Origin of the sequence: Leucobacter sp. UCMA 4100 (assembly GCF_027853335.1) — a bacterium.
GTDB lineage: Bacteria > Actinomycetota > Actinomycetes > Actinomycetales > Microbacteriaceae > Leucobacter_A.
Genome location: NZ_JAFEUS010000002.1, coordinates 1,553,851 through 1,567,111 on the forward strand (window position 1 = coordinate 1,553,851; position 13,261 = coordinate 1,567,111).

Here is a 13,261-nt window from a genome sequence, read left to right on the forward strand (position 1 = left end):
CTAGCCCGAAAACAGTAGGCTAAAGGCGTCAAAAAGGTGTGACGTGCGATGCGTTACACCGTCTCAAGAAGCGGGGGATACGCACGGTGTTTGAAGACTTTATTCGCGGCGAAGAGGGCGGTCTTGCGATCGACTGGACCCAGATGCCCACGTACAACACGATCATGGCGGTTGCCGCTGGTGCGGGCCTCATCTTTATGGTCATGCTCGGCCGCGCGCTTGTGCGCGATGAGCGGTTTAAGCCAGAGGGCTGGGCGCTCGGCGCGGGCGTGCTCGGCTTTATTCTCACGGCGACCGGTCTGCACATGACGCTGACCTGGCCGTTTGCGCTCTACTTCCCGTTCGACAACATTGTGTTCGGCGAGCCGAGCCTCGCGTTCGGTGTGCTGCTGCTCGGTGCCGCGTTCTACCTCTGGAAGCGTGGCGACCAGATCACCGCGGCGAAGGATCGCGCCGCAGAGGCAGCGAGCGTCGCGAAGCCGCTCGGCATCTTTGTCGTTGGCATGGGCCTCGCGCTCTTTGGCATTGCGGCCGCCGGCATGATCTACCAGCTGTTTGCGGCCCCAGCGCAGGAGCCCATCTCAGGGTTCTTCGCCGACTACCCAATGCTCGAGGCGACGTTCATGTCGGCGCTCTTCGTGCTCGTCGGGCTCGGTGCCGTACTCTTCCCGCTCAGCCTGCGTACGCTCTCGTCGACGGGCGAGCAGTCGAAAATCACGAGCACGGTGGGCATTGTGTGGCTCGTTTCGGGCATCATTTTCCTGCTTTTCGGTGCTCTGAACTTCTACACGCACATCGGTCTCATCATCAATACGATGGGCTAGTGTTGACATCGTTCAACGGCTCATCGCAAGAACACCATGGCATCTCTGCCCATACTGACGGTTAAGGAAGACACATATGGCTAGCAAGGTCCCTTTCTCATGGAGCGATCCGCTGCACCTCGACGAGCAGCTCACTGAAGACGAGCGTATGATCCGCGATGCCGCGCATCAGTATGCTCAGGAGAAGCTTGCGCCGCGGGTGACCGAGGCCTTTCGTACCGAGTACACCGACCCGAGCATCTTTAAAGAGATGGGCGAGATGGGGCTGCTCGGCGTCACGATTCCCGAGGAGTACGGCGGCAGTGGTCTCAACTACGTGAGCTACGGTCTCGTGGCGCGCGAGGTTGAGCGTGTCGATTCGGGCTTCAGGTCGATGATGAGCGTGCAGAGTTCGCTCGTGATGGTGCCCATCAACGAGTTCGGCTCTGAGGCGACGAAGCAGAAGTACCTGCCTGGCCTTGCGAGCGGCGAGCTCATCGGCTGCTTCGGCCTCACCGAGCCCGACCACGGTTCAGACCCGGGGTCGATGGCGAGCCGTGCGAAGAAGGTCGACGGTGGGTACGAGCTCACCGGAGCGAAAATGTGGATCACCAACAGTCCCTTCGCCGACGTGTTTGTCGTGTGGGCGAAAGATGAAGCGGGCGATATTCGCGGCTTCGTGCTCGAGAAGGGCTGGGAGGGTCTCAGCGCTCCCGCGATCAAGGGCAAGGTTGGCCTGCGCGCCTCGGTGACGGGTGAGATCGTGATGGATCGCGTCTTCTGCCCCGACGAGAACGTCTTTCCTGACGTGCGCGGCCTTCGTGGCCCCTTCACCTGCCTGAACTCGGCACGCTACGGCATCAGCTGGGGCGCGCTCGGTGCAGCCGAGGACTGCTGGCACACCGCGCGTCAGTACACGCTCGATCGTCACCAGTTCGGTCGGCCACTCGCGGCGAACCAGCTTATTCAGAAGAAGCTCGCCGATATGCAAACCGAGATCACGCTCGGCCTGCAGGGCAGCCTGCGTCTTGGCCGCATGAAAGACGAGGGCACCGCCGCGGTCGAGATCACCTCGATCATGAAGCGCAACAACGCGGGCAAGGCGCTCGATGTCGCCCGCCAGGCGCGCGACATGCTCGGCGGCAACGGCATCAGCGATGAGTACGGTATTGCGCGCCACCTCGTGAACCTCGAGGTCGTCAACACGTACGAGGGCACCCACGACGTGCACGCGCTCATTCTGGGCCGCGCGCAGACGGGCATCGCCGCTTTCTCGTAGGCCATGCGTTCGGGGCCACGGCCTTCTCGCTGCACCCGCCTTCGCCGCTTTCGCGGCGGGGCGGGTGTTTTGCTCTCTGCCCGTTGCAATCACTGTGAATAACCGTGTGGATGCCCTGTGCATGGAGTTTTCGGGTCGTTAGCAAAAATATGCCCTGATCAGCATCGAAGATACCTTCGAGAATTACACAGGTGTAATTTATCCACATGTACGCCTGTGGATAAGTTGATAACTCTCGTCGGCCCCGCGACTGCTGAGCAGGCTCCCAAGCTGCCGCGATACGGTTGTGGGGTAAGCAAGATATCCGGCGAAGCCCAGCGCTCGCGGAATCGACACAGCTGCCGTTTCGCCGGTTCTCACCAGTCAGACTGAGAAGGAGCCATGCCATGAAGGCGGTTATGTATTACGGCAAAGACGACGTGCGCGTCGAAGATATTGCTGAGCCGGGCGCCCCGGCCGCGGGTGAGGTGAAAGTTAAGGTTGCCTGGGCCGGTATTTGCGGTAGCGACCTGCACCTCTACAGCGCTGGCCCCTCGTACCCGACGACGCCAACGGCCGAGAAGGCCCACCCGCGCACGGGCGAGAAGCTGCCCATCGTGCTGGGTCACGAGTTCTCGGGTACCGTCGCCGAGGTTGGCGAGGGCGTGACCGGCTTGTCGGTTGGCGACGCCGTCGCGATCAAAGCGGTGGATCCCTGCGGCAAGTGCCCCGCCTGCAACGTCGGCCTCACGAACATTTGCCGTAATGCCCGCGGCTTTGGTCTGTCGGGTGGCGGCGGTGGCCTGAGCGAGTACGTGAACGTTCCCGAGGGCAACGCCTTTCAGGTCGGCGATTTGCCGCTCGACCAGGCGGCAATGATCGAGCCGCTCGCGGTCACGACGAGGGGCGTTCGCAAGTCGGGCGCTAAGGCTGGCGACATTGTGCTCGTCGGCGGCGCAGGCCCGATCGGCGTGCTCACGGCTGCCGTCTTGAAGGCCAAGGGGGCCCGCGTGATCATCAGCGAGCCCAACGAGGCCCGCCGCAACGCCGCAATGGAAAATGCCGTCGCGCATCGCGGGGTCGATCCGCTGAATGATGACCTGCATGCGATCATCGCTGAGGAGACCGACGGCAACGGTGTCGACGTTGCGATTGATTGCGCCGGCGTGGTTCCCGTGACGCACGACCTCATCAAGACGATTCGCCCCGGCGGCCACCTGCAGATCATCGCGATTCCGAGCAAACCACTCGACCTCAACGTGCAGGCCGAGATGCACCTCACCGAGATCTCGTACTCGGGTATGTTCGGCTACGTCGATGAGGATTACCACGATGCGATCGCCATGGCGCGCAGCGAAGACCTCGATCTGGCACCCTTCATCTCGAAGAAGATTCGTCCCGAAGAGATTGTCGAAGAGGGCCTCGCGGTGCTCATGGATCGCGAGAACACGGCGGTCAAGATTCTCGTCGACCCGACGGCGTAACCTCCGGGGCCGGTGAAGGCCCTTCACAATCGGCGTCTTTCGCCCCAGCGCTCCGAACGAGCGTCTCGGCGAAAGACGCCGTTTATGTGTTTTTGCGGGGTCTCTCCTGATCTGCGTTTGGGCTGAAGAACAGCGTCTTGAGAACACTCTTCAAAAAAGTTTTTCGAACCGCGTCACATTCTCACGCGTTCTCCCTCTGTATCTGTGTAAGGCAAGAAAACGCCTTGTGTACAGATGTGAAGGGGAACAGTGTCTACTACACAACGACAGAGCATGAAGCTGTCACGAAGGGTCGCAGCATTTGGGGCCATGCTGCTGAGCACCCTGGTGATTTTTTCGGGCATCAATATGCCCGCTTTCGCTGCCGACAATGACCTGTCGGTATCGATTCGCCCGCTGAGCACCGAGGTGACCTCGGGCGAAAATGTTTCGTTTGAAATCCAGTGGCAGTGCGGTAGCACGAACGGTGGCGGTTGCCAGGGGGCGCAGCTTGAAGTCCCTCTGCCAACCACCGCGCCTGATGACCTATCCCTCAGCGTTGAGGCATTTTCGCAGGTGATCTACGGCAAGCCCCCGGTCAGTTACCCCGCTGAAATCACTGGTCAGGGTGCCGATCGAAAGATCGTTTGGCACTTTCCCGCTTCGATGGCTGGTTCAAACAGCGGCGCTGTCACGTTCATGCTGAAAACCGATAACTACATCACTCCAAACGGGTCAACGATCACCCCAGAGGTGACGTTCTCGCTTGACAATGGGGCTCGACAGACGGCTGCGACCTCGGCTCCCGCTACGGTTCTTTCGGAAGCAAGCCTCAAAGTCGACAAAGTGAAAATCTCTCCAGCGGAAGACCCTTACGTGGGAAGCGATGTGACGTATCAAGTGCGTGCAGGCTATGAATTCCAGTGGGACCATGCGGGCGAGTACACGTTCTACGCAAACATGTGTGCACAGCCAGGACTGTGGGCGTTGAAAAATCCCACCGTCGTTGACCAGCTGCCGCCGGGAACCGTGTTTACTTCTGCAACACATGGTGGTGTGTATGATGCCGCTACTCACACCGTGACGTGGGCTTTGAAGGACAGCATCAAAGTCAATTCAGATGGGGTTCCAGAGTGCGATTCTACAAGCTTCGGCCAGGACCTGTTAGTCACCGTGAACTATCCCGAAGCCGCGTTCACTGATGCTGCAAATAATCACGCCCTTCAGACGAATAATGTTTCTGTGACCGCAGAGCCTTGGCTTCGCCCAGACGAGCCCCTTGAAGCTGTGGCAAAGGCAGAGCACTACGTGCGTATCGGGAGTCAAGGCGAATTCACGGTACAAAAGGGCGTTTCATATGCTGCCTCGAATCAACGATCGCGACAATTCTGGCGTGGGGCTCAATCGAGCGGTGGCGACTGGCTGCGCGGTTACTTGCACAGCTACAGCATTGAGGGCACGGGCAATGCTCAAGGCAAATGGTCATTGGTCGATATGCTCCCGTGCGGGTGGACCTCACCAGAGAACACTGACGAAACCGACTGTGCGACCCCCGCATACAAGGACATTTCGTTTGGCGCCAACGGCAGTATGTCTAAGCTCGAGGTGCACTGGAAAACAAACCTCGGCAACACCGGCGTGTGTGTGATTCCCGAAGGGCATACGGTCGGTGATGCTTCAATGAGGTTGTGCGAAGGCCTCACTGAGGGGCAAGCGATAGCCATGGATGACGGTGAGTGGATCACCAAGTTTTGGCTAGACCAAAACCCCATGAAGGGTGGCACCAATGGCAGGCTCTTGCTGTTCGGGTCGGTAAGCCGAGACATTCCGATCGACAACACCCAGGCCGTTGAAGACAAGGTGTACGAGCCTCACTTTCTCACCACGGGAGAAGCGGCGAACACTCCGGTCAAAGGCGTGACCCCCGCGAAAGATCACCCCCTGTGGGTCACCGTCGAGAACTGCACTGCCGACAATACGGTGACCTGGAACGGTGGCTCGATGAGCACCAACGGTGCCGTCGTTGACTCGAACCACGAGGGTCGCTGTGGGTACACCCGTATCGTGCGCGATCCGCTGAATATTTATGCGGTTAAGCGGGTGTATAACCCCGAGCTTGCTCACAATGACAACGATAAAAATAAGCAGGGGCTTGCTAAGCCGGGGCAGAAGCTTCGTGTTGAAGTTGTGACGCAGAGGGATACGTTAGGACCGACCGCTCCAGAAGATTACGTGGGCACGTTCAACCCGACGGTTACCGACATTCTTCCCGAGAACCTCGTGTTCGACCCCAATGACCCAGAGCACCCGGTCTATCTTGAGCTTCGCGGCGGTGAGGGCTCGCTTGCCCAAAAGCTTGGGGAGCCGAGACTGACGGTGAGCGAAGTGACGATTGACGGCAAAACTCGCACCAAGATTGTCGTTGACTTTCCCGAGGCAACCGACCTTGCAAAGTTATCGATGAACGATGAAATTTCGGTAGGGTTTGACGTTCGCGTGAAAGAGAACACTCCAGCGCGGGACTATGACAACTTCATGCTCGTACAAGCCGAAGAAGCTGCCACGAGCTACCTCGTTTGTGCGTCACCCGGAAGCTACGCCGACCCGAAACAGCTGAACGGCGAGACGACGTGGAGTGACCTCGACTTCAGCGGCGGGGTTCAAGGTCCAGATGCTGATACCGGATGCCGCACCAAGAAGCCGTACACGGTTGAAGAGGGCCCCGGCATGAACGCTGAAAAAGAAGTGAAGGGCAGCCGAGACGACGACTTCGTTGGTTCACCGCTCATTGGTTCGACCGATAAAGCAGGTGAAGCGGTCTACCGAATTCCCGTGAAGAACATTGGCAACGTTGATACGAAGAACGTTATCGTCTACGACATGCTTCCTCGCGTTGGTGACAACGGTGTGAAGCCAGGAGCAGACGCCCGCGACTCGACCTTTGATGTTTTCATGACTGGAGCCGTGACCGGACTTCCCGCTGGGGCTGTAGTGCAATACTCACAAGCGGCAGAGCCCTGCCGCGGAGAACTCGCCGATAAGGGGGGCAAAGCACGAGCGGCTGCCCCAGCAGGGTGCGTTGACGACTGGTCAACCGCTGCGCCGGCTGACTGGAGTGCCGTAACAGCAATTCGCATCGACTTTGGCGCCATGGTGTGGAAACCGGGCGATACCTACACGGGCACCTTCCCGGCGATTGCTGGCGATGGTGACCTCACGGGAATTGCGTGGAACAACGTCGCGATTGCCGGCCAGAGAACCTCAGATGGCACCTTTATGCTGCCCGCTGAAGCGCCGAAGGTGGGGCTCCAACTGACCCCAGACCTCGCGTGGAAAAAGGTAAACGGCGCAAACGCCGCTGAACTGCTCGCGGGTTCAGAGTGGTCGCTCATGCCGGTGGTTCCCGAGGGCGCTCCAATGCCAGCGGGCGAGTGGCCGCGCAAGGTCGTTGACTGCACCGAGGGCGCTCGCTGCGGTGAAGATCGTGACCCGGCAGCCGGTAAGTTCACGCTCGAGGGCATTCCATGGGGCACCTACGATCTCGTCGAGACGAAAGCGCCATCGGGCTTTGTGATATCGAAAGACCCGATTCGCATCGTGCTTGGTAAGGGCAAGCTCAACCAGACGACGTGGACGTATGAGCTTGGCGAGATCGAGAACTTCAAGCCGGGCACCGATGTGACCTGGGAGAAGGTCGACCCTGAGAGCAACAGACTCGCGGGCTCGCAGTGGCAGCTCGTGGCGGTTGATGACGACGGCAAACCGATCGAAGACGCAACGGTGATCGAGGTCAAAGACTGTATTCAGGAAGACGCTGCCGAGTGCGTCGGGGCCGACAAAGATCCCGTTGCGGGCAAGTTCACGATCAAGAACGTGCCGAACGGTGCATACCATCTCATCGAAACGAAGGCCCCTGCCGGCTTCAAGAAGCTGACAGAGCCGATCGAGGTCATCGTTGACGGTGACACGGCGGTAGCCCTCGGCGAGATCGAGAACGAACAGGTTGAGGTGCCGACACTTCCGCTCACCGGCGGAATCGGAACGTACCTCTTCATCATTGCCGGCGGTGTGCTGCTGCTCATCACGGCGTACTCAGGAATTCGCGCGGGCAAAGCCCGACGCGTTGCTTAATACACAACACACTTCTGTGCGGCCGTGTCTTGCGGCCTCGCTGAGCTAGTGCTGCCTACGGGTGGTTGAGAAAGGAATGGATTGATGTCAGGTATGGGTGTGGGGCGCGGGTTGCGTCGTGGTTTGGCGGTGACTGCGGTTGCTGCGGTTGGTGTGGCTGGGTTGTTTGCGGGGGCTTCGGCTGCGCAGGCGGTTGAGATTGATCCTGGTGCGCAGGGTTCGTTGACGGTGCATAAGTATGAGAATCCGGGTCAGGGTGGCATGCATCCTGATGGTTCGGGTGTGAAGCCTTCGTCGAAGCCGATTGACGGGGTGGTGTTTGAGTATTGCCCGATCGAGGATGTTGATCTGCTGGATGGGTCGAACACTGGCTGGGATGCGTTGACGGTTCTGGGCAAGGATGCTGCAGCGTTGAAGGGTGCCCGTTCGGGGCAGTCGCTGGGTTCGTATTCGTTGGGTGCGTGTCATGAGCTTCCCGCGACGGTTGATGGTGTCGCGTCAAGTGGGCTGCTTGATTTGGGTGCGTATTTGGTGCGTGAGACGAAGGTTCCTGAAAAGGTGACAAAGAAGTCAGAGCCTTTCATTGTGACGATCCCGACGCCCGCGACGGGTGAGAAGGGTGATGGTGCGTCGTGGGTGTATGACGTGAATGTGTACCCGAAGAATGATGTGGGTGATAAGCCTTCGAAGACGATTCAGAACCAGCCCGAGAACGGGTTCGTGGTGGGTGCTGATGTTGATTACCGGGTGTCGCAGGTACTTCCCGCGGTGACTGATGATCATTACACGAAGCTTGTGGTGAGTGACACGCTTGATGCCCGCCTGAAGGGTGAGGGTACGCCTGTGGTTCAGGTGAATGGTGTGACGGTTACGTCGGGGTATACGGCTGCGTGGACGGTGAACGGTGAGGGCCGGTCAGTGTTGACGGTCTCGTTTGACGAGGCGGGTCTTGCCGGGCTGAAGACGGGTGACACGGTGACGGTTGATTTTGTTGCGGTGGTTCAGTCGTTGGGTGATGGTGAGATCGCGAACCAGGCGTTTGTGAATGTGAATGATCTTGATCTTGATGGTGACGGGAAGCCGGGTACCCCGACTGATGAGGTGTGGACTCGTTGGGGTGGTCTGATGGTGCAGAAGATTGATGCTGGTCAGGCTGGTAAGGGTCTTGAGGGGGCTGAGTTTAAGCTTCTGATTAGTGATGTTGCTTCGGGTTGTGTTGCTGATAAGACCCTGCCTGCGGTGACGGGTGCTGATGGGAAGGAACTGAAGCTGGTTTCTGGGAAAGATGGTGTGATCACGGTTCCTGGGTTGTGGATTGGTGATGATGAGCTTCAGGGTGGCACGATGACGAATGGGTTGAAGGAGCGTTGCTACGTGCTGGTTGAGACGAAGGCTCCTACTGGGTTTGTGTTGCCTGATGAGGATGAGGCGCGTACTGAGGTGGTTGTGAAGCCTGGTGAGGTGTCGGTGTTCTCGAAGCAGGTGAAGAACGTGCAGCAGGAGGTTCCTGAGTTGCCGATGACTGGTGGTGCTGGTCAGGTGTTGTTGGTTGTTGGTGGTCTTGCGTTGGTGGCGGTTGCTGCTGGTTCGGTGATGGTCACACGCCGCAAAAACACCACCGTATAACCCTCATCGATCGTGAGCCAACGCTGGTAAGCGATCGATGACACGCTCAGACTGAGCGTTATAGACCGATGGGGCACAGGTTCATCCCCCCCCCCGACACTTGGGTCCCATCCTTATGCTCGGTGGCTTGGCATCCCCCTCCCCGCCAAGCCACCGGTGCTAATGACCGCCGGCCGGTATCGCCCCTCAGGGTGAAACCGGCCGGCGGTTTACTGCGTTGCGGGCGCCCAGCGGCCTAGCTCAGCGAGTTCACCCACGAGCGGTGCAGCGAGGCGAACTTGCCGTCGAGCTCGATGAGTTGCGCGGGCGTGCCATCTTCGATGACTCTGCCGTGCTCCATGACGAGCACCCGGTCGGCGATCGCGATGGTTGAGAGCCTGTGGGCAATGATGATTGCCGTGCGGTCGGCGAGCAGGCGCTGCAAGGCATCTTGCACGAGCCGCTCGCTCGGCAGATCGAGCGACGCGGTCGCCTCGTCGAGAATGAGCACGGCGGGGTCAGCGAGAAACGCCCTGGCAAACGAGATGAGCTGGCGTTGGCCGGCCGAGACCCTGCCACCGCGCTTATTCACGTCGGTGTCGTAGCCATCGGGCAGCGACGAGATGAACTCGTCAGCGCCGACCGCAATGGCCGCCGCGCGAATCTCTTCGAGCGTTGCCTCTGGTTTCCCGAGCGCGATGTTCTCGGCCACCGTGCCGCTAAACAGGTAGGCCTCTTGCGTCACCATGACGATGGCCCGGCGCAGATCGGCAGGATCGAGCTCTCGCAGGTCGCGGCCGTCGAGCGTGAGCGTGCCCTCGGTGGGGTCGTAGAAACGCGCAACGAGCTTTGCGAGCGTTGACTTACCGGCGCCGGTGGTGCCGATGAGCGCGACCGTTTGCCCGGCCGCGATCGTGAGGTTGCAGTCGGCGAGCACCGTCTTGCTGTCGCCTGCACCACCGTAGCTGAAGTTGACTCCGTCGAATCGCAGCTCGCCGCTCGAGTGCTCGAGGGCGACGGGGTTCTCGGGGTCGAGCACGGTCGGCTGCTCCTCGAGCACGCCCGAGACCTTCTCGAGGGCAGCGACGGCCGACTGATACGAGTTGAGAAACATCGCCACGTCTTCGAGCGGGCCGAAGAAGTTGCGCACGTACAGCACCGCCGCGAGCAAGACGCCAATAGCGAGGGCGCCGTCGGTGACGCGAAGCGCGCCCCATAACAGCACGATCGCGACGGTGATGTTGCCGAGCATGACGAGGGCCGGGTCGAGCACGCCGAACAGGTTGATGACCTTGAGGTTCGCCTCGCGGTAGTCGTTCGAGGCCTTCGCGAACACGCGGCTGTTGTGCTTCTCGCGGCGAAACGCCTGCACGGCCCGAATGCCGGTCATCGTCTCGACGAACTGCACGATGAGCCGTGCGCTCACGACGCGGGTCGCACGAAAGCCCTTCTGCGATTCGACGACGAACCACCACATGATGAGTGCGAGCGGAACGCCCATGCCAACGAGCAGCAGCCCGCTGCGCCAGTCGATCAAAAACAGCGCGATGAGCGTGAACGAGCCGAGCAGCACCGCGTCGATGAGCTCGCTGAGGCTGCCGTCGAGCAGCTCCTGAATCGACTCGAGGTCGCTCGTCTGGCGCGAGATGATGCGGCCCGAGGTGTAGCCCTCGTGAAACTCGAGGCTGAGGCGCTGGGTGTGCCTGAAGATGCGGGTGCGCAGCTCCATCATCACGGCCTGGGTGAGCTGTGCAATGAGCACGACGTACCAGCCAACGAGTGCGGCACCGGCCCCGCCGACGGCAAGAAACGCCGCCGTGATGCCGATCGTGGGCCACCAGTCACCGCTCTCAATAGCGCGGGGAAGCGTCGTGTCGATACCAACGGCGATGAGGCTCGGCCCGACCGCACGAAGCACAGCCGAGAGCACCACGACCACGACCGTGAGCGCGATGAGTTTTTTGAACGGGCGAAGAATCGATCCGAGAAGGGTGAGCGACCTGCGGCGAATCGCCCGGCTCTCTTCGCGGGTGTAGCTTTCGCGGTCTTCACCGCGGGTTCCCTGAACGCTTTCGAGGCTCATCGTGCCGCCTCCTCTCCGGTTTCGAGTGAAGATATGAGATATCGGTAGTGCGCGCTCGTGCGCAAGAGATCGTGGTGGGTGCCCACCTCGGTCACGCGGCCGTCTTGCATGACGGCGACGCGATCGGCCATCGAGACCGTCGAGGGACGGTGCGCGACGATGAGCGCGGTCGTGCCCTGGAGCACCTGCCGCAGCGCGGCTTCGACGAGCGCCTCGGTGTCAACATCGAGGGCAGAAAGCGGATCGTCGAGCACCAGCACGTCGGGAGCCGCGGCGACGACCCTCGCGAGCGCGAGCCGCTGTCGCTGGCCGCCAGAGAGACTCATGCCCTCTTCGCCCACCTCGGTGTCGAGCCCCTCAGGCAGTTCGTACGCAAAGCCCGCCTGCGCGACATCGAGCGCCTCGCGCAAAACCGCATCGGCTTCTGGGCTGTGCACGTCGAGGTCGTGGCGACCGAGCAACACGTTCTCGCGAACGCTCGCCGAAAAGAGAATCGGCTCCTCGAAAGCCACGCCGATGCGCCGCCTGAGCTCCTCGAGCGTGAGGTCGCGCACGTCGATGCCATCGAGCTCGACCGATCCGCCGGTGACGTCGTAGAGCCTGGTGGGCAGAGTCGTGAGCGTGGTCTTGCCGCTTCCGGTTGCTCCGACGAGGGCGAGGGTCTCGCCCGGCGTGAGCTCAAGCGTCAAGCCGTCAACGAGGTCGCGCTCTGTGTCGGGCGCATCGCTGAAGCGAAAGTGCACGTCTCGAAAGGCGAGCGATCCGCGGCCCTCTGTGATGCTCTTCGGCTCGGCCGGGTCGGTAATCGTGATCTCGGCGTCGAACACCTCGAAGATACGGTCGGTCGCGGTGCGGGTATCGATCATGAACGAGAAGAGGAAGCCGAGCGAGTTCATCGGCCAGCGCAGTGCTGCCGCCATCGCGAAGAACGCGAACAGCTCGCCCACCGTGAGCTCCTCGAGCCCGACGAGCACGACGCCCGTGAGGAGGCACAGGCCGAGCGCCAGCACCGGCACCATGTCGTACCAGAACCAGATGAGGCCCACCTCGCGGGCCTTGCGCATCTCGGTCGAGCGCAGCGACTCTGCCTGCTTGCGGAACTGGCCGAGAGCGTGGCCGCCGCGACCGAATGCCTTGAGCACGCGAATGCCGTGCACGCTCTCTTCGACGGCGGTCGCGAGGTCGCCCGACTGGTCCTGGCTGAGGCGCGAGAGCGACCCGTACCGCTGCTCGAAGCGGTAGCCGACGATCCAGATGGGCAGCGAGGCGATGAAGAAGACGGTGCCGAGTGCCCAGTGCCAGCGAAAGAGCAGGCCTGTACCGATGAGGATCGTGAGCACGTTGACAAACAGCATGATCGCGCCGAACGTGAGCCAGCGTCGAATGAGCCCAATGTCTTGCATCATTCGGCTCAGCAACTGGCCCGACTGCCAGCGATCGTGGAAGGCGACCTGCAGACTCTGCAGCCGATCGTAGAAGGTTTGCCGAATCGTGAACTCGACCTCGGTCATGGGGCGCAGCACGAAGCGCCGCCTCAGAAAGATGAAGATGGCCTCGGCGATACCGAGCGCGAGCACCGCTCCCGTCGACCAGACGATGAGCCGGCGATCGCCCGTGAGCAGCGGGCCGTCAACGACCCACTGCAGCACGATGGGAATGGCGAGGCTCGCGAGCGCGGCGAGCAGCGCCACGATGGTGCCGCCGATAGCCCTCGGTAGCGCCGGTTTCACGAACGGAAAGAGGCGTGCGAGCGAGCGTGGCAGCGAGAGTGAAGATGAAGAAGACATGTTTCCTAGAAGAACGCACGAGTGTGCAGGGCTGGGATGAGAACGGAAGGGAGCGGCGATGAGCCGCGTCGACTACTTGCCGGCCAGCTGAGTGCCCGGAAAGGTCGGTGCCGTAAATGCGATGATGTTCG

Annotated in this window: 7 protein-coding genes; 5 read left to right on the forward strand and 2 right to left on the reverse strand. The window is 60.8% G+C overall.

The genetic code is table 11. From position 1 onward, the window contains the following. Window positions 1-86 precede the first annotated feature (86 nt). The 5 genes from JSO19_RS07365 (at window position 87) to JSO19_RS07385 (ending at window position 9,281) form a co-directional block, all read left to right on the forward strand. On the forward strand, window positions 87-824 hold the full coding sequence (locus tag JSO19_RS07365) for a DUF981 domain-containing protein (protein WP_270910725.1): 738 nt from the start codon (window positions 87-89) through the stop codon (window positions 822-824). A 76-nt stretch (window positions 825-900) separates the two neighbouring features. Further along, window positions 901-2,082 carry an acyl-CoA dehydrogenase gene (locus JSO19_RS07370; protein ID WP_270910726.1) on the forward strand — a complete coding sequence of 394 codons (1,182 nt, stop codon included), beginning with the start codon at window positions 901-903 and terminating at the stop codon, window positions 2,080-2,082. Window positions 2,083-2,468: 386 nt separating this feature from the next. Continuing rightward, window positions 2,469-3,545: an alcohol dehydrogenase catalytic domain-containing protein gene (locus tag JSO19_RS07375; RefSeq protein WP_270910727.1), complete on the forward strand. Its 1,077-nt coding sequence runs from the start codon at window positions 2,469-2,471 to the stop codon at window positions 3,543-3,545. Between the two features lie 273 nt (window positions 3,546-3,818). Next, the gene (locus JSO19_RS07380; RefSeq protein ID WP_270910728.1) at window positions 3,819-7,655 is read left to right on the forward strand and encodes an MSCRAMM family protein; all 3,837 of its coding nucleotides are present in this window, start codon (window positions 3,819-3,821) and stop codon (window positions 7,653-7,655) included. 84 nt (window positions 7,656-7,739) lie between these two features. Beyond that, entirely contained in the window at window positions 7,740-9,281 is a 1,542-nt protein-coding gene (locus tag JSO19_RS07385; protein ID WP_270910730.1) for a SpaH/EbpB family LPXTG-anchored major pilin, read from the forward strand. 235 nt (window positions 9,282-9,516) lie between these two features. On the opposite strand, the gene JSO19_RS07390 is transcribed toward JSO19_RS07385, so the two are convergent. Beyond that, complete coding sequence (locus tag JSO19_RS07390) at window positions 9,517-11,343, reverse strand: ABC transporter ATP-binding protein (protein WP_270910731.1); 1,827 nt, start codon at window positions 11,341-11,343, stop codon at window positions 9,517-9,519. Then, window positions 11,340-13,130: an ABC transporter ATP-binding protein gene (locus JSO19_RS07395; protein ID WP_270910732.1), complete on the reverse strand. Its 1,791-nt coding sequence runs from the start codon at window positions 13,128-13,130 to the stop codon at window positions 11,340-11,342. The genes JSO19_RS07390 and JSO19_RS07395 overlap by 4 nt, the downstream gene beginning before the upstream one ends. Between the last annotated feature and the right edge of the window lie 131 nt (window positions 13,131-13,261).

Coding starts and splice junctions, on each gene's coding strand:
- JSO19_RS07370 (WP_270910726.1), top strand. CDS start 901: ATGGCTAGCAAGGTCCCTTTCTCATGGAGCGATCCGCTGCACCTCGAC.
- JSO19_RS07375 (WP_270910727.1), top strand. CDS start 2,469: ATGAAGGCGGTTATGTATTACGGCAAAGACGACGTGCGCGTCGAAGAT.
- JSO19_RS07380 (WP_270910728.1), top strand. CDS start 3,819: ATGAAGCTGTCACGAAGGGTCGCAGCATTTGGGGCCATGCTGCTGAGC.
- JSO19_RS07385 (WP_270910730.1), top strand. CDS start 7,740: ATGTCAGGTATGGGTGTGGGGCGCGGGTTGCGTCGTGGTTTGGCGGTG.
- JSO19_RS07390 (WP_270910731.1), bottom strand. CDS start 11,343: ATGAGCCTCGAAAGCGTTCAGGGAACCCGCGGTGAAGACCGCGAAAGC.
- JSO19_RS07395 (WP_270910732.1), bottom strand. CDS start 13,130: ATGTCTTCTTCATCTTCACTCTCGCTGCCACGCTCGCTCGCACGCCTC.